Origin of the sequence: Streptomyces griseiscabiei, assembly GCF_020010925.1 — a bacterium.
GTDB lineage: Bacteria > Actinomycetota > Actinomycetes > Streptomycetales > Streptomycetaceae > Streptomyces > Streptomyces griseiscabiei.
Map to the genome: position 1 here is coordinate 1,155,583 of NZ_JAGJBZ010000002.1, position 21,688 is coordinate 1,177,270.

Consider the following 21,688-nt stretch of genomic DNA (forward strand, 5'->3'; position numbering starts at 1 on the left):
GTCTGTACAGGGCGTGCCTATGTGGTGTGGGCTGGAGGCTGTGGAACGACGGCCTGCTCCGAACGAACGGCAGCGCGAGCTGCTTGAGCGGCTCGCGACCGGTGAGGAATCCGGAGCCTTGACGCCGCGCGATTGGCGCTCGGCGTATGCCCTGCGTGACCGTGGGCTTTTGACGGTGGACAAGGGCGGCGGCGCTGCTCGTGCCGAGATCACGGAGGCCGGCCGGTTCTACGTCCGTCATGGCCGCCATCCTGACGACGCGGAGTCTGCCGACCGCGGTGAACCGTCTGCGCCCGTGGAGCCTTCGGCGTCGTACGGCGAGCGGCCCGTCGCCCGCGCACGGCAGGCGAAAGCTCGTGAGTTGGTCGAACGGCTCCTCGCTGAAGGGCACGTCCGCTTCGCCCATGCCGATGATGAGGAGATCGCGGAATGGCGGCGGGTCGTCAATTACGCGAAGCGGCACGGCATGGAGCCGGAGGGGAAGCGCATCGAGAAGGTGCCGTACGGTCGGCTCGGTCTGGAGTTCTTCCTCGCGAAGGGCCCGCATCCCAATGCCCGGAGCCAGAGGCCGAAGGCGGACGCGCCGACGGTTCGGGTACCCACACGGCTGGCGTCCCTTCATCCGGTTGTGGCTGCGCTCAAGGATGATGTGAGGCGGCTGGTGATGCCGCCTGCGCTGCGCCGCAGATCGCTTCTGATGCTCCAGGGGCTGGCCTCCGAGGCGGCGCGGCGCGGGCACGAGGTGCGGAAGGCCGGGTCGTCCTACAGACCGCGCGAGGGTGGGATGGACGTCGTTGTCGAAGGCTTCGCGTATCCGGTCACCATCAGGCAGGAGTTTCCCGAGTCCACGGATCCGGAACGGTCCTCGCGTCTCGTCGTGGAGGTCGCCCACGGGCTGACCGGGAGACCCGGCCGCTGGCGCGACCGCAAGAGCCGGACCCTTGAACAGTCTCTGGGGCTGGTCCTCGGCGAGATCGAGGCGCGAGCGGTGGAGGACGCTCGGCGTAGGGAGAGCGAGGAACGCGCGAGAGAAGAGCGTGCAGTGCGCTGGCGGGAGGCCATGGAGGAAGCGAAGGAGCTTGCCGTCCGGGAGCAGTTCGCCGAGGTGCTGCGCGAGGAAGCCGGGCGATGGCGGGAGGCTGTCGTGATCGGTGAGTACTGCGATGCCCTGGAGCACCGTCTCATTGAGCTGGATGGGGGCGCGGACGAGCAAGCCCTGGAGTCCGTCCGGCGCTGGCTGGAGTGGGCACGTGGTTACGGGCGGGCGATCGATCCTCTGGGCCAGCCTCAGGGGATGCCGATTCCTCGTGACCCGACAGCGGATGAACTGAGGCCGTATCTGAGGGGATGGAGTCCGGAGGGGCCCGAACGGCGGGCAGGGCGATGACGCGTGCTCGCCGAGCGGACGGCGTCGGGCACAGGGACTACGCCGAACCCGCGGTCGACAGTCGGCCGGTTGACCAGGGGTAGGACGCCCATCCCTGGTCGAGGATCGGGTTGCGGGCACCCTTGTGTCCCGTGAGGCATTCGTTGAGCGCCCAGGTAGAGCGTTGAGGGTCGGCTGCCCGTTCCAGAAGCAGGCAGTTGGGCGTGGTGTCGGTCAAGGTAACCAGGCGTTCGACTTCCTGGGCTGCGACGACTGTGGTCGGGATGTTGCTGGTCGGCAGGTCGACGTGGGGCAGGTTGGCGTTGGCGACGGGGAACGGTTCAAGGGTGACGATCAGTGCCTGCCGTGGACGGTCGGCCGGGATGCCGGCGAACGCCGGATGGCGCTGTTCGATCAGGGCCGAGGCGGCATTGACCTGACGGTAGGCGCGGGCCAGTTTGCCGTCGCGTTCGGCCACTCCGCGTTCCAAGCCGAGCCGGGCGTTCTCGGTCGGCATCATGGACTTGACCTCTACGAGCAGCACGAGGTCGTCGAAGATGACAAACCAGTCGACACTGTGCCGATCGTTGCGCTTGACCCGGTAGGTGATCTCTCCGACGACGTCGGCATCCGGTATCAGCCGGAGTTGACGGCCCACGTACTCCTCGAAGAGGTAGCCGGTCTCCTCCAGGAAGGCACTGCCGAAGTGTTCAAGCCCCGTGTGGTAGATGCCGGGCGGGGTTGCTTTACGCCAGACCAGCTGCGGGGAGGGGCACAGCAGGCCGGCACCGAAGCCCGTGACCGCCGGCCGGCCGAGCAGTGGGTTGTACGTGAAGCGCCGTAGCTGGGCCGCCTTGCCGCCGGCCACCTTCGCCAGGTTTTCCATGGTCTGTTTCTCAGTTGCTTTGATGGAGGCCACGTCCGTGGCGAAGTGCCGTTCGACAACCCGCAGGACAGTCTCCCGGCTGACGACACGTTCGAACTTCTCCCCGTCAGCACTGTCGAAGATGGCGGCATCGAAACGGCCCGCGTTCAAGAGTGCGCTTCCCCATAGCAGTTGTGTCGTGCCGACGTAGTCGGGCAGCGGGCAGCCGAATACCTCGGTGTCCCATCCTGGGACCAGGCAGCCGGGCTGTCGACGAGCGGGGAATGGGGTGTGCAGGTACAGCGCCGCGGTGCGGGCGAGACTGACGAACTCCGGCGCTTGCCAGGCCATCTGCTCGCCGCCCAGGCGCATCAGGAAGTCGCGTAGGCGGACTGCGTCCTCGTCCGCGCCGTGCAGGGTAGGTTCCTTCAGGCTGGAGTACGCCGCCAGGATCGCCAGCAGGTCGCGCTCGGTGGCTTCGGAGCGCAGGTGCTCGGTGCCATAGGCCAGGCAGACGCGGGCTGCATCGGCGAGGGCCCACGGCGTGTACTTCAGAGAGGGGCTTTCCAACCACGACTGCGGCCGCTGCGGTGAGCCGTAGCGGGCCGCTGCAGCAGCGATCAGAGGCAGGAGCGAGCTGGGACGGTGCCGCCGGACGCGCTGGCGGTACTCGTCCTCCGTCACCAGCCGGTCATACATGTACGCAGCCATTCCGCCATGATCCTCGCCCTGGCGAGAGAGCGCGAAGCATTTGTCCTGAGAGCTGGCCGGTTTCAAGGTGTCCGTCACTTGGGCCCGCCGATTCACCGCTGGTTACCCGTAGTGCTCGGGACCGTCCGGCCTGGGCGTCGTACCTGCCGCGGCAATGAGGTCAGGACTGCATCGCCCGAACTAAATGGGTCGGGAAGGGAGTCCAGAGAACCGTTGCGTTATCCCGTCACAGGGCGCGTTTCCAGGGAATCCCGTCAGACTTATTCACCACCAAGAAGCTCACGGTTTTGATGTGGACGCGACATGCCGAATAGAGTAGGTGCTTAGAAGGCGCCTGCTCTATCCACTGAGCTACGGGGGCTGACCTGTATAAAGGCAGCTTCCTTGCGCTGTCCCCCGGGGCCCGGGGGACACATGGGGGAATCATAGATTCCCGGTGGCCGGGGGACGCGTGCGTTCTCCGGCCGGGCTGTACGTACGATCTCGCACAATCTTCGCGCCTCCGTAGCTTCTCGCGGAAACAATCCCGCACCCCTCGGCGTTGATGATCTCTGAGCCGAGGAGGGGAAGGTGTCGGGCCTGAAGCTGTTCCGCACGGATATGACGAAGGGCGGGGTGACCGAGGTTACGCCGCGGCTTGCTGAGGTCGAGGCAGATGTGCAGGGTCTCGTCGAAGCGCACATGGAGACACTGCTGGGGGTGCGGTTCCTGGCGAGCGAGTACGGCACGGGGCCGGTTCACGGGGGTCGGATCGATTCGCTCGGGCTGGACGAGAACGGTTCGCCGGTCATTGTTGAGTACAAGCGCGGTGTCGACGCCGGCGTCATCAACCAGGGCCTGTTCTACCTGGCGTGGCTGATGGATCATCGCGCTGAGTTCGAGCACATGGTCCGCGACCGGCTCGGGGTGACGGCCGCGGCCCAGGTCCTGTGGAGCGGACCGCGGCTGGTCTGTATCGCTGGCGACTTCACGCGCTATGACGTGCATGCCGTGCGTGAACACCGGCGGTCGATCGACCTGGTCCGCTACCGCCTCTTCGGCAGCGACCTGGTCGGGCTTGAGACCGTGGCGTCTGTGAGCGGCGGCATGCAGGTGGGCCGCTGGGCGCGTCACCCGGCGGTTGCCCGGGCGGCGGCCGACCTCCAGGGCGAGTCGATGGTGGAGTTGGCGGGCGCGGTCGACGAGGTCCTGCTCGGGCTCGGGGACGGTGTGAACCGTGTCGAGCGCAAGCAGTACCGGGCCTATCAGCGGCTGCGGAACTTTGCCTGCCTCTGCCCGCCGCAGCGCAGCAAGCTGCTGGTCTACCTGAAGGCTGATCCGAAGAACGTCGACCTCATTCCAGGCTTCACCCGTGACGTGTCCGGTCTCGGTCACCACGGTACGGGTGATCTGGAGGTGCAGCTGCGTACGCCGAAGGACGTGGAGCGGGCGCAGGATCTGTTCCGGGCCAGCTACGCGGCGGCGTGATCGCCTGCCGGCCTCTGGCTGCTCTGTGGTCGTGGGGCGGTGCCTTTCGACGTGGGGGCAGGGCGTGTGGCGGTGGACTACCAATGATGCGCGGGATCGCCGGTTTGGCCAACCGGCGATCCCGCGCTATGTTTCGCGCCGACTCCATGGCCGCGCGATGCGCTGAGTGGCGTGGCTACACCAGCATCACTCGTAGGTCTGGTGAGCCTGTGCGCCGTGTGGTGGTCCGGCGGTGGCGCGGATACAACGTGCCCCTCCCGGCTCAGATCGGCGGAGGGCTCAGCGTCGGAGGAGCCTCGTGGCGTGTGTTGGGATGGCCAATGTGGGGTGTCCCAGTCTTCGCCGACTGCCGAGTGGGGGCGCTACTTCGTCGCGATGACGTACACGCTGCCCCACCGGCGCTTCGGGTTGGCCATGGCGGGGTCGAACGTCCAGGGTTCGACGGTGGTGAAGCTGGCCTCGGTGAAGAGTTGCACGAGCTTGTCGTGGTCGTAGGCCCACAGGTGTGGGGTGTACTTGGGGTTGTCGTCCTGGTCTCGGAATACGAGGTTGACGAGATCGAGCCGCGTGTTGATGTCCCCGCGGCAGTTCCGCTTGGCGTACCAGCGGTCGATCATTTCGTCCGAGGCGGACAGTGGGCTGGGGTACTGGTTCAGAGCGAAGGCGGCGTCGGGGACGCCGGTGATGATCCGGCCGCCCGGCACGAGGACCCGGTACGCCTCTCGGGCGTAGTGCTTGGCCGAGCGTGGGTAGTCGATGTGCTCCAGGAAGTGCTCGGAGAAGATCTCGTCGGCGCTGTCGTCCTGGAGGGGGATGCCTTCGCGGATGTCCCAGAGGAGGTCGGCCGGCGGGACGGCATCGATGTTGAAGTAGCCGTCGATGCGGTGGGCTCCGCCGCCGATCTGCACCTTGGCGGGATTGGCGTCAATGCGGCCACTGGGCCAGGCGCTTCGGCTGGCGTGGTGGTAGCGGTGGAGTTCGATCTCCTTGGCGGCGGCCCGGAGGGTGCGCGCGAGGCCGTGGGTGGTGGCGGGGTCGGCGAGGACGGCGTTGATCTGCTCGCCGAGAAGGCCGACGGAGGGCATGCCGGAGGGACTCATCACGGATCTCCTGCGGGTGAGGTTGCTCGGTGTGGGCTGGGCCGTTGATGGCGGCGGCGTATCAGCCGACGCTGGGCGCGGGGGCGGTCCACTGGTTGTTGCGCATAAGGGTGTACTTGATGTCCACCAGCCGCGGGGCGATGGTCAACTCGAGCTCCTCGGCTGGCTGAAGGTGGCCGGCATCGTCCTGCTCGGCGCGCCACACACGGTAGTCGAGGTTGGGGTAGGCCGGGTTGATGCCGATCTCGCCCTTGGGCATCGTGCCGTTGAACGGGGCGACGATGTCCATGTGGTTCCAGTAGTTCCAGGCTTGTAGCGCCTTGTGCTGGTCGAAGTAGAAGTAGAAGTCGGGGTAGCGGCCGAAGGTGCGCAGTTCCCGGTGGATCAGGTGGCCGAGCAGGGGGCCGAGCTGGGCGGAGAGGGAGTCGAACTCCCAGCGCGTGTGGTGCCAGGCTTCGGGAACGTCGCCGGGCGCGAAGAGGCGGGCTGCGGCCAGGTAGCTGATCCGTTCGACCAGGTACGAGCTGGCGTGGTTGGTATCGATGGTCGGGTCGACTCGGTGGATGAGCGCGGACAGCTGCTTCGGGCGGGGTCGGAACCTTGCGAGGTCGAACTTGCCGGCCATGGTGGGGAAGGAGGCGAACAGCATCTCCTTGTAAAGCCAGTTGTTCAGCTCGCCGAGCTCAGCCAGGCGTTGGGTGTGGTGCGAGGTCGAATGGAGCATCAGGTACTCGGCGACCGCTTCGAAGTACAGGTAGCCGAGGATCGGCAGTCGGGGGATCGTCTCGTCGAGCAGCTTGAGAAACGGATCGGCGTCGACCTTGGTGCCCTGGTAGGCGACGGCGGCAGCGGTGGCGAGGAACGCGGCCGAGTTCTTGACCCGGCTGACTACGGTCTCGCGCAGTTGGTGCCGTTCGTTCTTGCTCAGCAGGTATTCGAGGTGGCTGTAGATCTGCAGGTGGATGAGGCCCAGCCGCAGGTAGTCCACGCCGGCGAGCCCGCGGTACGCCTGCGGCGGGGTGTCGACCTCGAAGATCAGCGGGGTGGGGACGCGGTCGGTGACGCCGAGCTTGGACAGGAAGGCCGGCGCTTCCTTTGTCAGGACGTAGGCGCCCAGGTTATGCATGCGAAAGCCCTGGTCGGTTGCGGTGAGCGGCGCGCAGTAGATGCTTCCGACGAGGCAGCCGCCCGACGGGTAGAGCACGCCCTGCCGGCTGATCTCCTCCAGGGCGTGGGTGACGTGCAACAGGTGCAGCTTGTCGTTGCCGCTCAGGGCCTCAAAGAGGGCGTTCTGCCGCAGCAGGTGGCCGTTCGGAGTGTCCTCGGCGAGCCGTCTGTCCCAGCCAGCGGCCCGGGTTGCAAGCGGGTCGGTGTGGTCGGCGGGACTGGAGATGAGGTTGGAGTCGAAGAAGGCGTGGGCGTCGGCCCATAAGTGATAGGCGTCGAGGAAGTCCATGGTCAGAGCAGGCCCTTCTCAGCGAGCGCGTAGCGCACGGCCACGGCGCCGCTGGCCCCGGCGAGGTAAGCCCGCTCGGAGACGAGGACCAGGTCGAAGGCGAGGCCGCGTAGCTGGTCGAGGGCGGGCTCGCGGACGTACCGGGCATCCGGCCACCACTTCAGCTTCGGCAGGCGGTAGCGGTCCAGGGCATCGGCGGCCTTGACCACGTCGGTGATGCGTTCGGCCCGGGCGTGGTCGGCCTTGTCGTCCCCGGTGAACGCTTCGTACGGGATGTCGTGCAGGCGGACGGCGGTGGCCGCCTGCACGATCCGCCGGGGTGTCGCGGTGAGGCCGAAGTGGCCCCAGACAGCGTCGGCGTTTGCAGCAAGCCAGATGGCCGCGCGGGCGCCATGTCCGCGGTCGTCCTGGTCGTGGCGCCGCTGGCAGTCGTGGACGGCAGCGGCGAGGATCGCCGTGGCGGCGTCGGCGTCCCCAAGACCGTTCGCCTCGGCAAGGACGGCGGCGAGCGCCGCTGTCCTCATGGCGTGCCGTACTCCGTGGAGTGACGTGTGCAGGCCAGGGTCTGCCCACCACCGCGTGGGCAGACCGCCGTGCGCAAGTAACTCCTTCGACTTCGGGCGCAAGGCCAGCTGCGGCGCCGGCGGGAGGTCGGGCCTGTGGTCGCTGATCCACCCGATGGTGGCGTGATCCATGTGCTGGTGGAGCGGGAGCTGCCCTTGGGCGGCCAGGTCGATCAGACTTGCAGGCAACGGGGTCGTGCTCATTCGTGCCCACCCCCTTGGTGGTCTCCGCGGTCATGTTGACTACCGGATCGGCGCGGCCTGCTGCTCGCGCTCCTTGCGCTCCTTCTCGGCGGCCTCGAAGGCCGCGGTGAAGTCGGCCAGCTCCTGCTCCGTCATCAAGGTCACGCCGAGCGCCGTGGCGACGTCTGCGATCTTGGCCTCCGCCTCGGCGAGGGAGGCGTCCGGGGCGCCGTCCTCCAACAGGACCTCGAACTCGGCGTGGTAGCCCCACGCCTCACTCCACTTGACGGCGATCTCGACGCCGTCGAAGCGGAAGTTGTGACGGAAGTTGAACGCCTCGTGCATCGCCGTCTCGAACCCCAGGGCGTTGAACACCCTCACTGCGGAGGGAACGTCGGCGGGGGCGATGGTGAACTCGGTCTCAGGGAAGGCCGCGCCCTGCCCGATCTTGCTCCCCTTGAGGGTGATCTTGGCGGTGCCGGCAGCGGTGTTGTCGGTGACCTTCAGGAGCTGGCCGGGGAGCACGTAGAAGTAAATGTGCTTGTCGTCGGGGCCCAAGTCCTCCCCGTCCGCCTTCAGGCGGGCGACGAGCTGGTCGTGGAACTCCTTGGTGAAGCGGGCTCGCATCTCGATCTCGACGGCCACGGGACTGCTGCCTCCTCGTTTCAGGCATGGCGAAGCCAGCCGGACCCTGCCGTGTGGGGGCCTGTCCGGTCGGGCGATCGCTATGGGGTCGGTGGTCGAACGCGGGGTGATGCGGCCGATACGGTCCCGGCCACATCACCCCGGTGGATCGGTAGGTGTCAGCCGAGGGAGCCGAAGCGCTCCTGAACGACACCCGAGTGCAGGTAGGTTGGCAGCTGGACGCCTCCCACCGACGTGCGGCCGGTGGCGACCTGCTCTTCCGTCTCGCTGGGGAAGCCCTCCAGCAGACGGAGACACTGCTCGGCCCACTCACGCGACGCGGGCCAGTCGCCCAGGTCGCGGTGGCGCACTGCCAGGGCGTACGCGGTTTCGGTAGCCGCCCACAGATCGCTCGCCAGATCACGCTGGAAGATCGACTCCAGCTCGTCGGTGGAGGCCAGGCGGGTCTGGTTGGTCATGGTGCCCTCTCGGTTCAGACGGTCGTGCCCCAGTGGTGAACAACGCGACGGCGTCTCCACAGTGACGCCGTGACCCGCCACTAGTACGTGTAGATCTCGGCCAGCGTCTTGTAGTCCTGCAGCTCGCCCTTGTCGAACCACAGCTCCACCTCCTGCTTGGCCTCCTCCGCGTTGCCGGAAGCGTGCACGAGGTTCGCGACCGCCTTGCCAGAGGCGATGCTGGCCGCGGCGCTGTAGTGCGAGAAGTCGCCCCGCACCGTGCCGGCCGGAGCCTGGTTCGGGTAGGTGCTGCCGACGATCTTGCGGACGGTGGCGATAGCGTCGAAGCCCTCCAGCACCAGGGCGATGACCGGGCCCTGCTGCATGAACGTCGACGTGACGCTGTAGACCTCCGAGCCCAGCCGCTCCTCCAGGTCGAAGTAGTGCCGGCGGGTGAACTCCTCGTCCATCCACTTCATCTTGGTGCCGACGATCTTCAGCGCGGCGTCCTCGAACCGCGTGATGATCCTTCCTGCCAGGCCACGCGCCAGCGCATCGGGCTTGAGCAGGACGAGCGTGCGCTCGACAGTGTGTGCCTGAACCTCGGGCATTGACTCCCTTTCGCCTTGCTAGCAAACGAACATGACGGACGATCAGCCGTCATCTTCTGAGGTTACCGGCGCTGGCAGGGCGGTTCGGGCCTGCGTGCGATGCCAAGGACGGGTGAACGCCGGCAATGGTGTCGACGCCTGGTTGACCGAGAGGTCCGATTCGGCCAACCTCCCTGCCCCTGCAATCTGATGGGGGTACGCACCTAGAATCTCCCTGTGGTCGGCTGGTGCTCGCGCGCCTCTCACGTGCCTTCCAGGGACTGAGCCTTCAGCGAATGGTTTTTGGCCCCTGGTGACTCCGATTCTCCCGGGGCCCTTCTCGCACGACCATGAAGTGCCAGTGCAGTGGGAGTGCATTTTCGGCGTGCGGGTTTCTGCACCGGAGCGGCGACGAGGGGCAGTCTTGTGGACGTGATCGAGAGCTGGAGCGGCCGCTACGCCTGCCTGCTGCAGTCCGCCCTGCGGCTCGGCAACGAACAGTTCGCCGCGCACCTGGGCATCGCCGTGAGGACCGTGGCCGCCTGGCACTCCGACGCGTCTGTCGTGCCTCGCCGAGAGATGCAGCGGCTTCTCGACACGGCCTATGAGCGGGCTTCTGCGGCTGCGCGACAGCGCTTCGCGCTCCTGCTGGCGAAGGAACGGGCCCCAGCGGACTCGACGCCCCCGGGCGCGCAGGCATTGCGGGTGGCCATCGCGGTGGTGGTCCGCGACAGCGATGTCCTGCTTGTGTGTCGGCGGGATGACGACGTTGCTGGGATCACCTGGCAGTTCCCGGCCGGGGTCATCAAGCCGGGAGGCAAGGCGGAGACCACCACCGTGCGGGAGACCTTGGACGAGACTGGTGTCCACTGCGCGGTTCGCCAGCGCCTCGGTAATCGGCTTCACCCCGTGACCGGCGTGCTGTGCGAGTACTTCCTCTGCGAGTACCTGACGGGCGAGGCCACCAACAACGACGCCATCGAGAACATCGACGTCATGTGGGTCCCGAGAAAGTCGGTGCCCCGGTTCATCCCCATCGATACGATCTTCCCACCCATTCTGGCTGTCCTGGAGGAGCAGACGTGACGCAGCACAACGCGGAGGAACGACCGGGCATCGCCGCGGCTATCGTCGTCCACGAGGGGCGCGTGCTCATGGTCCGCCGCCGGGTCAGCGAGGGGCAGCTCTCCTGGCAGTTCCCGGCTGGTGAGGTCGAGCCCGGAGAGGCGCGTGAGGACGCCGCCGTGCGGGAGACTCAGGAGGAGACCGGCCTGGACGTGGCCGCCGTGAAGCTGCTCGGCGAGCGGGTCCATCCGAACACGGGCAGGCTGATGTCGTACACGGCCTGCGAGGTGATGGGCGGCACCGCCCACGTAGCCGACACCGAGGAGTTGGCCGAGCTCGCTTGGGTCGCCCATGCCGAGATCCCGCAGTACGTGCCGTACGGGTTGTTCGAGCCGGTGCAGGAATATCTCGACGCAGCCCTGACTACCTGAGCACTCCTCTCGAAGTGGCGGGCTCATGATCCCGAATGAGTGTGCTGTTGTCGTCGGGGCGGAGCGCTGGCACTGACGATTGCCGTCTTTCTCTCCGCCGGGAAGTGTCCGGTCGCAGTCACCACGGGACGGGTGGTCTGGACATGCGGCTCCGCGTAAGCCGGGTCGCAAGAGCGGGTGTCACGTAGGCTCCGGTGCTGTCGCATGCTGGCCTGTCCGTGGAATTAGGGGACGCCGATGACGCAGCAGCCTTGGAGCAGCCAAAGGCATCAGACCGCGATCGGCCGAGTCGGCCTCTCGCTGCCAGCTCGTCGCGCCGTCGGCGACCTCCAGTTGGAACCCGACACGGGAGTGCTGGACTACGGGTGCGGACGTGGCGGAGATGTACGGGCACTGCAGCACCTCGGCCTCGATGCCGCCGGGTGGGACCCGGTCCACTTCCCGAACGGGCCGCGTGAGCCGGCCGAGGTGGTCCTTCTCACCTACGTCCTGAACGTCATTGAGAATCCCGCCGAACGACGCGAGACGCTCCTACGAGCCTGGGACCTCGCTAAATCGGCCCTGGTCGTGTCCGCGCGGTTGAGGTGGGAGCGCAATCAAATCAAAGGCGCGGAGTACGGCGACGGCATTCTCACGCAGCGCCGCACCTTCCAGCGCCTCTACGCCGCTGGTGAGCTGCGCGACTACGTTGAGGAGGCCACCGGCGTCCGCTGCGTGTCGGCGGCGCCCGGCATCGTTTACGCGTTCAAGGACGATGCGGCCCGCCTGAGTTACCTCGCCCGACAGGTCGCTCCTGACGGAGGGTGGCTGGCGTCCGAGGACACCGCCTCGGCGATCAGCTCAGTCGTCGCTCACTTCGAGCAACGCGGCAGGATGCCTCAGCTGGAGGAAATGCCGCAGCCCATCATCAGCCTCCTTGGCCACCTGCGCCCCGCTGAACTCAAGCGCCTTGCCGAACAGGAAGCTGACCTCGCGAAGGTAGAACGAAGCGCCGAGCGCGGAGCCCTCGACACATTGCAATTCCTCGCGCTGGAGCTGTTTCACGGCCGAGGCCCCGTCAGCAGTCTGCCCTTGCCGGTTCAACTGGACATCCGTGCCTTCTTCCCGTCGTACACCGAGGCGTGTCATCGAGCGGATCGGCTGCTGTTCAAGCTGCGCGACGACACCTATGTCCGCCGGGCCATGAACGGATCGATCGCCGGCAAGTTCACCGCGACCGCCCTGTACGTTCACCGCCGCGCGCTCCACCGGATCCCGGCCGTGCTGCGCCTGTACGAGCAGTGCGCGAGCATCGCTGCCGGCCGGCCTGGCGAGTGGTCCGTCGTCAAGCTCCGCCACCAGGGGCGCGGCGTGAGCTGGCTCGACTATCCCGAGTTCGACACGGACCCGCACCCGCGCATCGCGGCCTCGTACGCCGTCGACCTGAAGACGCTCAAGTCCTCCTTCATCTCGTACGCGGACTCCACCAACCGCCCGCTGCTGCACCGTAAGCACGAATTTCTGGCCGAGGACGATCCCGAGGCACCCAAGTACCAGAGGCTCACGGACGCCGAGGTCCGCGCCGGCCTCTACGAGAGCCCGCACCTGATCGGCACGGAAGAGGGCTGGGAACGCGAACTCGTTCGCTGTGAACGGGAGTTGCGAGGCCACCGGCTCGTGCGGCGGACCACCGGCACCTGAGCTTCGCCCCGGCTCTCGGCGCCGGAGTGAATGTCAGTGCCGTGTGTCACGCTCACCCGTGACCACTACCCGGGTGGAGGGCCCCTGCCTGCCCTCATACCGAACGCTGTCCAACCTCGCGCTGTCCGAGCCCGAGGACCATGTCCGTGAACTCACCGACTGGGTGGAACATGCCTCCGCTGTCACCGGAGTCCCCGGGGCACAGAACGGCTGGGACGTGGCCTACAAGTGGCTGCGTCTCGCCCAGGGCCTGCGCACGGTGACGTTCGACATGTCGTACGACGACGGCGGCATGTGCTCGGCGGGCCTCGACTTCGACGACGTCTGGGCGGAGATGATGGAGGAGTGGCAGCAGCACCATGTTCGTCTCGGCTACTTGCGCGCGGCCCTCGAAGGATTCGTCCGGCTGCTGTACCCGGACACCGCGGAGCCGGGTCTGGCGGTGGAGGCCGCTGAGGAACAGTTGCAACACAACGCCGAAGTATGGCCGGTGCACGCGCATGCGGTCGCCAACCATCTGCGCACGCATGCCTCGGACGGCGTGCCGGGCGCTGGCCCCTCGGTGGCGGCAGCAGTGGCTCAGGCGATTGTCCTGCACGAGATGGCCGTCCGGGGCCGTGCCGCCATCCCTGAGCCGGGAAGCGACGAGGACGGAAAGGTCTTTCCTACCGGACACGCCGAGGTCTGTGCAGTCAAGGAAGCCTGCACAGTAATGCTGCTGGGGATCCAGCTACTGATGGCCGCGGCGGTGAAGGAGGACCGCGTCGCCGTCTTCGACGACAAGTACCTTCTCGACGGCATGTGGATTCCCGACGCCTCAGGCGGCAGCCGCTGGGTGGACGAAGAAATGCCCTACGGCGAGTACCTCGCCGTTCTCCATCTCCAGCCCGGCGAGCCGCCCGAGCTCTGATTCTGCCACCTGCAGGACTCCTGCGCGGCCACATCGGCACCCCTGAGGCAAACGACGGGTGGGCCCGACGCCAATGGGGTCGGGCCCACCCGTCGTGGCCTGCTAGGCAGGTATCAGGTCATGCACCAGCCGGAGTCGCATGCCCCGTCATCCTCATCCGCTTCGTCCTCTCCCGGGCTCTCGTCGGGGATGGCTTGGGTGAGCGGGATCCCGTACCTCGTGAGATAGACGTCGTCCCGGCCGAGTGCGGCCCGCCGTCGGTTGATCGTTTCCTCCAGCCGGACCGACTGAGCGAACAATTCGGGCTCGTGGCGACGCTGGTGGCGCCAGGCGCCGACGGTGCGGAAGGGGCAGAAGAAGCAGGAGCTCTTGGGCGGTACGGGCAGGTCGGCCTCGGCGATGAGGCGCTCGCAGTCGTCCCGGCGCAGCCCGAGGTCGAGGAGGGGGTATTCGATGACCTCGTGTGCTTCCCTCCGCCGGCGGTTGGCGCGATGGATTTCGTCGAGCGATATGCCGATGCCGACCGCCGCCGGGGCCGCCGCGGTGGCGCCATGCTCCCGAAGCCACCGCCCGACTACCTTGATCTTGAAGTCAGCGGTGCAGTTGCGGCGGCCTGGAGCGCCGTTCGACATGCGGACCGGGATGGGGATCGACCGGGTGTCCGGCCGGTTCAGCCGCTGCATGAGCGTTTCCGTGGCCCCGTCGCGGCGGCGCCGCTTGAGCTGGTGAACATCCAGTCCCGCACGTGCGGCGTACGGGATGGCGATCTCGCGCACGTACGAGAGGGTCGCGGGATGCTCGCTGTCGTCGCCGACGTTGGCGAACAGGAAGGTGCGGAAGTCGATCTCTCCGCGCGCGGCGAGCACGAGCAGGGCTGTGCTCTGTACACCGCCTCCGTAGGAGATGACCTTCATCGTGTGGTTGGGCTCGCTGGAAGCGGCTCGAGCGATGGAGTCGGCGGGATCGGCGTGATGGGCTCCGGAGGTCTGCTGCAAGATCGACATATGAGAGACAGTATGGATGGACTGATTGAGAAGCAAGTGTTTCTCTCACAGCTGCTGGCGAACAGCTGCCACAGTCCATCCGAGGGCATTGGTGATCGCGTGTCATGAACGGCACCCAAGCCCGGCAATTTCGCTTCGGGCGGCATGGGCTGAGCTGATCGCGTGGGGGCGGTAATACTGGCTACTGGCCTGCGCGTGGGCATGGCGGGGCTCGGTGGTGATCGGGTTCTCCGGGGTCCTTCGAGCCGTGGCCGGACTCTCGTGATGGCGCTCCGGTCCCACCCCAACCGAAGCGACGGGGTGGGGGGAGGTGCCTTCGGTGCGGCAACGGGTTAGGGCTGCGGTGCTGCTCCGGAATACCGGAGCAGCACCGTGAGTTGAGCGGCCCTCGCGGCAACGCGGCCAGCTCGTTGATCCCGAATCCGTGGGTGGAGTCCGCAGTGAACCCGGGTATCCATGAGCGCTTGATAAGCCACTCCTAGTGATAACGCCATCGTTCGACGTGGTTGAAGTCGCGGTCAACTGTTGATGGGACAAAAATGAGATGATTGCTCCGTCGCACGCACGCTGACCTGCGGTGGAGCCCCCCAGGTTTTTTGTCCCCAGATCGGGACGTCGGTGCAACAAAACGGGCAGGGTGAGGCCAGCGATTGGCCCTCGCGCTTGGGCGCCTGTCACTATCGACCCCTGCGTACGGGTGGCGACGGCAACCGCTCCCGAGACGCGTGCAGTTGGAGTCCGCAGCAGACAATGAGAAGGGATATCCCTTGAATCGCAAGCCGCAGCGCGCACACTGCGCCGAGCCCCAGGTTCGCCCACTAACGTTCCCGGAAGTGACCCTCATCATCGTGGTCATCGTCGTGGCGGTCACTCTTTCGCTGTCCGGGATGACCACGTTGGGGGTGCTCGTTCTACTGGGGGAGGCGTGCTCCTTGGGTGCAAGTCTCCTGCGTCGCATGCGGCGTACCGCACTGTTGATTCCAGGGATCGCCCGCAATTAGCGATGGGGCGTCGAGAGAACCCGATCGACACGCCCAACAAGTCCCTGGCACTCCTGGCGTCGTGGCTTCGGGCTACGCGCCGGGAGGCCGGCGTCACCTACGTGCAGTTGGCGCAACGCACTCTCTTTAGCGCGGCAACGCTGGCCCGGGCTGCCTCCGGACAGTCCGTGCCGACACTAGAGGTAGTGGCTGCCTTTGCCGAGGGGTGCGGGGGTGATGTCCGTACAGCCAACTACATGTGGAAACGGGCTTTCCTTGATCGGGTTCAGGTGAATGATGGTCGTCGTCGAACCCGTACCGTACACATATCCTTCGTGCGGGACTTTTCAGAGCTTCACGAGGCAATGCTTGACCTGTATCGAGGGGAAGGCGCGCCCTCTTACCGAGAGTTGGATAGCCGTGCACGCAGCCACGGTGATCGGATTCCTCGTTCAACGCTCGGCAGGTTCTTGAGCCGTACCAATGTTCCGAGTCGGGGGTTCGTTATCGCGTTCTCCCGAGCATGCGGAGTTCTGGACGGTGAGGTCGAGATGTGGGGGCAGGCATGGGATCGTGCCAAACTCCCGCGGAGAGCGAGATGACCCCTCCGCACGGGCGGCGGTGGGTAGTTGCCTTCCGCTGTTCCGTCTGTTGTCGCCAGGGCCGGGCCTGGGCTCAGTGTGAGCACTGTGACTTGTGGACGGGAGGCAAGTGTTTCTCTCACTGTTGCCGACGAACGCGGGGGCTCGTAAGGGGTAGGCGGCATTCAAGAGCTGCGGGCTACGGCTGAGGCGTGATGGTGACGGAATATCCCTGGGCCAGGATGGATGCCAGGAACTCGGCTGCGGCTTCATGGTCGGCGTTGGTGAAGGTCTGCGCGGCAGGCGGTGGCTGTCGAGACAGGCGCGTCACCGGGGCGTTGAGCCGTCGGCCACGAGGTTTCTGAGGAGGGCGCTGTCCTGCACGGAGGGCGGTGACTTCGGAAGCGACGATCGGTCGCTGCCGCTGTCGCCCGTCGTCCAGGATCGTCTCAAGGAGCCAGAGGGGCGAGCCGGACAGGAGCAGGTCGGCGTCGGCGATTCGCTGCCGGTTTCGCCAGCGTGAGATCGCCTGTGCGTCCTGCCCGAGAACGCGTGCTGCCTCCTGGATGCCAACGACGACGGGGAGTCGCTCCTTTTCCGAAAGGTCATAACCGAGAGGGACACCGGCCTTGTACGTCGCTAGCCGATCCCGGTCGACTGCTCGGTCGCCCTCGCCGTCGAGCCGCAAGATCGTGCTCAGCAGCCAGTACGGATTGCCCGATGCGATCAGATCGGGCTCGTCGAGCGTGCCTTCCGTCCGCCACCGTTGGGACGTCTGCCGCTCCACGTGGAAGAGGAAGGCAATCTCGGCGTGCCCGAGGAGGAACGGGACGCGTACCTCTGCCATGAGACGGCCTTCCCCCCATCACCCTGTGCCCGTGTTCGTCGGCGATGCGCTGGCGGGCCGCGCCGTGGCTGTGATCTTAGGCGTGCTCTACGCCTGGTCGCAGCTCCCACGAGCCCACTTCGGTGTAGTACCGGCCGAAGTGCCGGAGCCAGGCCGCGAGCGTCTCGGTCGTTCTGCGCGCCTGCTCCTCTGTCTCACCTGTCCGCTCGGCGATGGCACGCTGGAGCTCGATGTTGCTGAGACGCTGTTCTGCGGTCAGTCGACCGAGTACCGGGATCGTATGCAGGCGGGCTTCGACCTCAGTGTTGAAGGCGTCTTCAGTGAGGCCGGCGGGAACATCGAGCATGGCCAGGTCGCGCACGATGCCAGCCTCTACCAGGGAAGTGAATCTCTGGCGCCCGCCGTAGAGGGCGTAGACGTTCTCCGGTCTCCTTGTCTCCGGGAACCAGTACGGGGCTGCTTCGTCCTCGGACGGCGGAGTGGTGCGCTCGCTCCTCAGGAGCTCGGCCTGTTGCCGTACGAGGGCTGCGGCGTGGGGTGTGGCTATGGTCGAGCGGGCGTTGATCTGGCCGAGGACCCGCTGTACTTCGGGGTGGTCGACCGGCACCTCCAGCAGGAGTTCCACGTTGGCGTTCGGGACGCGTCCTGTGGCTTTGCCGGTCAGGTTGGCGGAGCCGACCAGACAGCGAGTGTCGGCACGGTAGAGCTTGGCGTGGAGGGACGGGCACAGGGCAATGGAAATGCGTTCGTCGCTCTGGACAGCTTCGATGATCTCCGGGTCGGAGACCCCGGCGGCCACCTCCGCCGGGGTCCAGCGCGTGACGCACGTGATCTTCTGGACGGAGGAGGGCACCGCGGCGATGGTCGCCTCGAAGATCGCCTTCTTGATGAAGGGGGCGATGATGACCACCTCGTCGGTGGCCTCCTCCATCAGGTGAGCGATCTGCTGCCAGACATGGTCCGGCTGTGTCACTCCTCTTCGCTCCCGTCCTCGATGAAGTCACGGGCGTAGCGGCCCCAGTCGCTCCGGGCATCCGCGATGACCCGGCGTGCCTTCTTGTTGGGGATCTCGTCCTCCATCCGTGCCCAGGAGAAGACGAGCAGCTTGAAGGTCTCCGTCGCGCGGGCGAGTCGCTGGCGGAGCTCCGCTTCGTTCGCGTCTTCGGGCACGTCCTCAAGGACGGCCATCAGCTTGCTGTGCAGGGGGTGTTCCGTGTTGAAGGACACCTGGAGCATGCCGGCGAGCAGGTCGATGTTGAAGAAGGCCGACGAGTCCTGGGGGCTGGAGATCCAACGGACGCGCCAGTCGTTCTCCAGGGCCTCGTCGACCAGGGTCTGCGCGGTGTCCTCGTCGACGTGGTGTCGCTCGGTCAGCGCGGTCAGCTGCTCCTGGCGCTTGTCGGCGTCCGTCGCGTCCTCTGCGAGGAGGTCGGTCGTACCGGTGTACCCGTCCTCCTGCCGGCGCTTGACGGCGTCGGTGGCCTTGGAGGTGACGTCCTGGTCGTACCGCTTCTTGCCCTTCCGGCCGCCCAGTGTCTGTTGCCTCAGCTTCTTGCGCATTTTGCCCAGGAGGCCCTTGAGGTACTGGGCGAGGTCGATCAGCGGCAGCCGGGGGTCGCCGAGTTCGCGGAGGCGGTCCTTGAATTGCTTGGGTGTCTCGTCAGGGTCCTGCTCGGCCGACCAGTCGAAGTCGGCGAGGGAGGAGAACACGACGGCGGTCTGCTTGTTGTTGGTGACGCCGAACACTTCGTCGAGCTCGGGCGGGAAGTCCACCTCGACGCCCCACCACCGCTCCACGGGGTCGTAACCGATCGCCCACGAGGTATCGAGGTCGAGCTCGCGGCCCTTGCGGACCAGCGAGACGCCGACATTCCGACGGGCGTGCTTCCCCCACTTCTGGTCACCCGGAGCCCGGTTCGGGTTGGCCGTGCCGGGCCACGGGTGGCCGGACACGTCGGAACGGCGGGATTCGGGCCGGGCGATGGACGCCCGCACCGTCACGGTGTGTTGCGTGCCATCGACCGTGATGGGATAGCGGTAGACCCCCGGTTCGGCCTCGTTGCCCATGTGGAAGGGCTCGAACATGGGCGTGCTGTTGAACGGTGCGGGCGTTCCCGTTTTCGTCATGAGGTACAGAGGGTCATTGGGCTCGGCGTAGTAAGCACCATTGTCCCCTTCGGCGACCTTTTCGATGACCTTCCCGTCGCGAACAGGCGCCATCTTGATGTCCACGGAGCCGTCGTGCAGATAGTGCCGGTACACACGGCCGATCAGCTCGGCGGTATTGCGCAAGGTGGCCCCGGCACTGTGCCACTTGACGCGGTCCAGGTTCGTCCAGACGACGAGGGTGCCGCTGGTACCTAGTGGCACCTCGCTCAAGTCGTCCCAATCATCAGGCACTCGGCGAGGCACGGGGTCGGGAACCTCATCCTGCCCGTTCGTGATCTCGTCCAGGTCAAGGTAGGTGTACAGCGCGTTCGCAGGGCCGTTCTTCCACGACCAGACCTCGACCTTGGTGCACTGGGACATGCTGGAGTTGGGCAAGCCCATCCCGAAGCGGCCGATGCGGTTGCGGTCGTCGCCGAGACCGTCTCCGTATTTCAGGGCGCGGCGCAGGAGTTCGCTGTCCATGCCCTTGCCGTCGTCGAGGACGGCAATCTTGTCCACCCGGTAACGGGTCTGGGTGGCACCTTCGATGGGGCTCTCGCAGGCGAAGACCTGCACCAGCGTGGCTTCCGCGTCGATGCTGTTGTCGATCAGCTCGGCGAGCGCGTAGGCGGTGTTCTTGTAGCCACTGTCGCGCATGGCCTTGACAGTCAGCGAAGGGCTGACGATCCGGTAGTTGTTTCCTTCGCCGGTCACGCTGTCTCCCATACGTCTTCCCAATTGGTGAATGCTTCGGCGACGTCGCCGAAGCCGGGGAGCTCCGGGTCGACGACGGTGACGATCTCGCAGGTTTCGGTTCCGCCAGCCTTGGGGCCGCGGATGACCCTGCCGACCATCTGGCTGTACAGCACCAGGGACTTGGTCGGCCTGGCGATGACGGCGGCGCTGGCTGCGGGTGCGTCGAAGCCCGTTGTCAGGACTCCGAAGTTGCACAGGATCATGGGCCGTCGTGCCGCGCTCTTGAAACGGCGGATGGCGTCGCTTCGGTGCCGCGGAGACGACTCACCGGTCACGAACACCGCGTCGAGTCCGGCCGCGGACAGCACGGACGCGATGAGTCGGCAGTGTTGGACCGATGCCGCGAACACCAGGATGCGGCGGTGCTGCTTCTCAAGCAGCTCCATGATCGTCTGGACAACCTTGAGGTTCCACTGCTCGTCCTTCGCGAGCTCGGCGATGATGTTGTCCGGGATCTCGAACGCTCGCGCCAGACTCTGCTGATCCCGGGCCGACAGATGCATGCCGGCTTCTGCGGCAACCGTGCGCATGATCGGTTTGGCCAGGTAGCCCTGGTCGATGAGGGCTGTCACGGGGTTCGTGTAGCCCTCGATCTCCAGCATGACCTTCTGGCGGGAGAAGAAGTCGGCGAGTTCTTCGTCCTTGGCGATGTCCGCCCACGTGCGGCCCGGGGTCGCGGTGAGGCCCAGCAGGCTGGAGTCATGACGTACCGTCAGGTCATCCACTACGCCCTGAAACGTGGGGGCGATGATCTGATGTGCCTCGTCGAACACGGTCAGAGTGCTGCGGGCGGCCAGCGTGCGCAGGAACTGCGGGTTCGATTTCCCGATGGAGACGGCCTTCTCCAGCCCGAGGACGACCAGTCCGTCGTTCACGTCCGCGAGGTCCGGGGAAGCGCTGCCCCACACGCGGAGGACCGGCAGGGGGCGGTCGCCGACCTTGCTCCAGGCGCGCTCGAACTCGGTCGCGGCCTGCTCCAGCAGTTCCTGCCCGTGAGCCAGCCACACCACCAGGGCGGGTCCGTGCTGGCGGAGATGGTCACAGATCATGCTCATACCGGTGCGCGTCTTGCCCACGCCCGTCGGCAGATGGAGCACGGCCCGGCGGGGGCCGTCGTACAACAGCTCCTTGGTCCGGCGTGCCGCGCGGAGCTGATGGGGGAACAGGGCGTATTCGGGAGTCGTTTCCCGCTTGAAGGAGGGGAGTTGAGGCTGTGCCCGCTCGACCGTGAAACCGAAGAACTCCAGAAGCACTCTGCGCTCGTCGGGGGTCCACTTCAACGAGCGCAGGTACTCCAGCGGTTGCCCGTCGCCCAGCGACCCGAGCCGCTGAGCCAGCTCCCCCTGCTTGGGTGCGGGAACGAGACCGATCAGCGCGGCACGCTCGTCCTCATCGGCCACCAGGAGCTCGGCGTCGATCGCGATCGCGGCAACGGCTCGCAACCGCTCGTCACCGGCCGTGCCCCCTTCAAGGAGGTCGAGGAGGCCGCACAGCTCCTTGCCTAGGTGCCGGCGGATGTAGTCCATGGGGGCGTTTGCCAGGAGTGCCTCGAAGGGCATTCCCGGTGACCACGTCGTCACAGCCTCACCTGACCGATGCGACTGACGGCGAGCCGTAAGCCGCTCGCACAGGACCGACCATCATCGTGAAGTTCCTCTCCAGCTCGACGCACCCCAAGCAGCGCCCCAACGTGCAGAAACTGCGCCGTTGCAGCGTGCGGACCACCCTAATCGGGACCACTGACAACAGGAGCACCATCAGGCGAAAAGCCCAGCCAGGGACGGCATTTGGCCACAGAGCTGCCCATCTTCCCGGCCACGAAGCGGATCCTGCGGCGTGCGGGTAGCGTGCAGAGGGAACGGCATAGAACATTCGTTCGGTAAACGGCTTGCGACACCACGCG

19 protein-coding genes are annotated in these 21,688 nt (G+C 66.5%); 7 read left to right on the forward strand and 12 right to left on the reverse strand.

What is annotated here, in order from left to right; translation table 11 throughout:
- The first annotated feature begins 40 nt into the window (after positions 1 to 40).
- Complete coding sequence (locus J8M51_RS22475) at positions 41 to 1,387, forward strand: hypothetical protein (protein WP_256965315.1); 1,347 nt, start codon at positions 41 to 43, stop codon at positions 1,385 to 1,387.
- Between the two features lie 37 nt (positions 1,388 to 1,424).
- Here the strand turns inward: J8M51_RS22475 and J8M51_RS22480 are convergent, their stop codons facing one another.
- Positions 1,425 to 2,942 carry a hypothetical protein gene (locus tag J8M51_RS22480; RefSeq protein ID WP_143673261.1) on the reverse strand — a complete coding sequence of 506 codons (1,518 nt, stop codon included), beginning with the start codon at positions 2,940 to 2,942 and terminating at the stop codon, positions 1,425 to 1,427.
- Positions 2,943 to 3,512: 570 nt separating this feature from the next.
- Here J8M51_RS22480 and J8M51_RS22485 point away from each other — a divergent pair.
- Entirely contained in the window at positions 3,513 to 4,409 is an 897-nt protein-coding gene (locus tag J8M51_RS22485) for a DUF5655 domain-containing protein (RefSeq protein ID WP_086757992.1), read from the forward strand.
- A 362-nt stretch (positions 4,410 to 4,771) separates the two neighbouring features.
- On the opposite strand, the gene J8M51_RS22490 is transcribed toward J8M51_RS22485, so the two are convergent.
- The 6 genes from J8M51_RS22490 to J8M51_RS22515 form a co-directional block, all read right to left on the reverse strand.
- The gene (locus J8M51_RS22490) at positions 4,772 to 5,509 is read right to left on the reverse strand and encodes a class I SAM-dependent methyltransferase (protein WP_086757994.1); all 738 of its coding nucleotides are present in this window, start codon (positions 5,507 to 5,509) and stop codon (positions 4,772 to 4,774) included.
- Positions 5,510 to 5,570: 61 nt separating this feature from the next.
- Positions 5,571 to 6,965, reverse strand: a complete 1,395-nt coding sequence (locus J8M51_RS22495; RefSeq protein ID WP_086757996.1) for a hypothetical protein — start codon at positions 6,963 to 6,965, stop codon at positions 5,571 to 5,573.
- 2 nt (positions 6,966 to 6,967) lie between these two features.
- Positions 6,968 to 7,732, reverse strand: a complete 765-nt coding sequence (locus J8M51_RS22500) for a hypothetical protein (protein WP_086757998.1) — start codon at positions 7,730 to 7,732, stop codon at positions 6,968 to 6,970.
- A 39-nt stretch (positions 7,733 to 7,771) separates the two neighbouring features.
- Positions 7,772 to 8,356: a CYTH domain-containing protein gene (locus J8M51_RS22505; RefSeq protein WP_086757999.1), complete on the reverse strand. Its 585-nt coding sequence runs from the start codon at positions 8,354 to 8,356 to the stop codon at positions 7,772 to 7,774.
- Between the two features lie 158 nt (positions 8,357 to 8,514).
- On the reverse strand, positions 8,515 to 8,814 hold the full coding sequence (locus J8M51_RS22510; RefSeq protein ID WP_086758001.1) for a hypothetical protein: 300 nt from the start codon (positions 8,812 to 8,814) through the stop codon (positions 8,515 to 8,517).
- Between the two features lie 80 nt (positions 8,815 to 8,894).
- On the reverse strand, positions 8,895 to 9,404 hold the full coding sequence (locus tag J8M51_RS22515; protein WP_086758003.1) for a nucleoside-diphosphate kinase: 510 nt from the start codon (positions 9,402 to 9,404) through the stop codon (positions 8,895 to 8,897).
- A 405-nt stretch (positions 9,405 to 9,809) separates the two neighbouring features.
- Here J8M51_RS22515 and J8M51_RS22520 point away from each other — a divergent pair, with 405 nt between their 5' ends.
- The 4 genes from J8M51_RS22520 to J8M51_RS22535 all read left to right on the forward strand — a co-directional run bounded on the left by J8M51_RS22520 (position 9,810) and on the right by J8M51_RS22535 (position 13,469).
- Positions 9,810 to 10,469 carry an NUDIX hydrolase gene (locus J8M51_RS22520; RefSeq protein ID WP_086758005.1) on the forward strand — a complete coding sequence of 220 codons (660 nt, stop codon included), beginning with the start codon at positions 9,810 to 9,812 and terminating at the stop codon, positions 10,467 to 10,469.
- The gene (locus tag J8M51_RS22525) at positions 10,466 to 10,879 is read left to right on the forward strand and encodes an NUDIX hydrolase (protein WP_086758007.1); all 414 of its coding nucleotides are present in this window, start codon (positions 10,466 to 10,468) and stop codon (positions 10,877 to 10,879) included. Before J8M51_RS22520 ends, J8M51_RS22525 begins: the two co-directional genes overlap by 4 nt.
- Before the next feature lie 237 nt (positions 10,880 to 11,116).
- Positions 11,117 to 12,559, forward strand: a complete 1,443-nt coding sequence (locus tag J8M51_RS22530; RefSeq protein ID WP_086758009.1) for a DNA phosphorothioation-associated putative methyltransferase — start codon at positions 11,117 to 11,119, stop codon at positions 12,557 to 12,559.
- Positions 12,560 to 12,632: 73 nt separating this feature from the next.
- A complete protein-coding gene (locus J8M51_RS22535; protein WP_256965320.1) occupies positions 12,633 to 13,469 on the forward strand; it encodes a hypothetical protein in 837 nt (278 codons plus the stop codon).
- A 113-nt stretch (positions 13,470 to 13,582) separates the two neighbouring features.
- Here J8M51_RS22535 and J8M51_RS22540 read toward each other — a convergent pair whose 3' ends face one another.
- A complete protein-coding gene (locus J8M51_RS22540; protein ID WP_086758042.1) occupies positions 13,583 to 14,383 on the reverse strand; it encodes an adenine nucleotide alpha hydrolase family protein in 801 nt (266 codons plus the stop codon).
- Between the two features lie 1,093 nt (positions 14,384 to 15,476).
- Between J8M51_RS22540 and J8M51_RS46300 the strand changes: the two genes are divergently transcribed.
- Positions 15,477 to 16,055 (forward strand): helix-turn-helix domain-containing protein, encoded by a 579-nt coding sequence (locus J8M51_RS46300; RefSeq protein WP_086758013.1) that lies wholly within the window; start codon positions 15,477 to 15,479, stop codon positions 16,053 to 16,055.
- Positions 16,056 to 16,233: 178 nt separating this feature from the next.
- Here the strand turns inward: J8M51_RS46300 and J8M51_RS22545 are convergent, their stop codons facing one another.
- The 4 genes from J8M51_RS22545 to J8M51_RS22560 form a co-directional block, all read right to left on the reverse strand.
- Complete coding sequence (locus J8M51_RS22545; RefSeq protein WP_086758015.1) at positions 16,234 to 16,881, reverse strand: hypothetical protein; 648 nt, start codon at positions 16,879 to 16,881, stop codon at positions 16,234 to 16,236.
- A gap of 76 nt (positions 16,882 to 16,957) precedes the next feature.
- On the reverse strand, positions 16,958 to 17,812 hold the full coding sequence (locus J8M51_RS22550) for a phospholipase D family protein (RefSeq protein ID WP_256965322.1): 855 nt from the start codon (positions 17,810 to 17,812) through the stop codon (positions 16,958 to 16,960).
- Between the two features lie 38 nt (positions 17,813 to 17,850).
- Positions 17,851 to 19,743 carry an ATP-binding protein gene (locus J8M51_RS22555; protein ID WP_256965323.1) on the reverse strand — a complete coding sequence of 631 codons (1,893 nt, stop codon included), beginning with the start codon at positions 19,741 to 19,743 and terminating at the stop codon, positions 17,851 to 17,853.
- Entirely contained in the window at positions 19,740 to 21,365 is a 1,626-nt protein-coding gene (locus J8M51_RS22560; RefSeq protein WP_256965325.1) for a DEAD/DEAH box helicase, read from the reverse strand. The genes J8M51_RS22555 and J8M51_RS22560 overlap by 4 nt, the downstream gene beginning before the upstream one ends.
- Positions 21,366 to 21,688 lie beyond the last annotated feature (323 nt).

What these genes read in the sequence shown, in the direction of transcription:
- J8M51_RS22515 (WP_086758003.1), bottom strand. Translation starts at nt 9,404, where the DNA reads ATGCCCGAGGTTCAGGCACACACTGTCGAGCGCACGCTCGTCCTGCTC.
- J8M51_RS22530 (WP_086758009.1), top strand. Translation starts at nt 11,117, where the DNA reads ATGACGCAGCAGCCTTGGAGCAGCCAAAGGCATCAGACCGCGATCGGC.
- J8M51_RS22545 (WP_086758015.1), bottom strand. Translation starts at nt 16,881, where the DNA reads ATGGCAGAGGTACGCGTCCCGTTCCTCCTCGGGCACGCCGAGATTGCC.
- J8M51_RS22490 (WP_086757994.1), bottom strand. Translation starts at nt 5,509, where the DNA reads ATGAGTCCCTCCGGCATGCCCTCCGTCGGCCTTCTCGGCGAGCAGATC.
- J8M51_RS22500 (WP_086757998.1), bottom strand. Translation starts at nt 7,732, where the DNA reads ATGAGCACGACCCCGTTGCCTGCAAGTCTGATCGACCTGGCCGCCCAA.
- J8M51_RS22495 (WP_086757996.1), bottom strand. Translation starts at nt 6,965, where the DNA reads ATGGACTTCCTCGACGCCTATCACTTATGGGCCGACGCCCACGCCTTC.
- J8M51_RS22540 (WP_086758042.1), bottom strand. Translation starts at nt 14,383, where the DNA reads ATGAAGGTCATCTCCTACGGAGGCGGTGTACAGAGCACAGCCCTGCTC.
- J8M51_RS22480 (WP_143673261.1), bottom strand. Translation starts at nt 2,942, where the DNA reads ATGGCTGCGTACATGTATGACCGGCTGGTGACGGAGGACGAGTACCGC.
- J8M51_RS22510 (WP_086758001.1), bottom strand. Translation starts at nt 8,814, where the DNA reads ATGACCAACCAGACCCGCCTGGCCTCCACCGACGAGCTGGAGTCGATC.
- J8M51_RS46300 (WP_086758013.1), top strand. Translation starts at nt 15,477, where the DNA reads ATGGGGCGTCGAGAGAACCCGATCGACACGCCCAACAAGTCCCTGGCA.
- J8M51_RS22550 (WP_256965322.1), bottom strand. Translation starts at nt 17,812, where the DNA reads ATGGAGGAGGCCACCGACGAGGTGGTCATCATCGCCCCCTTCATCAAG.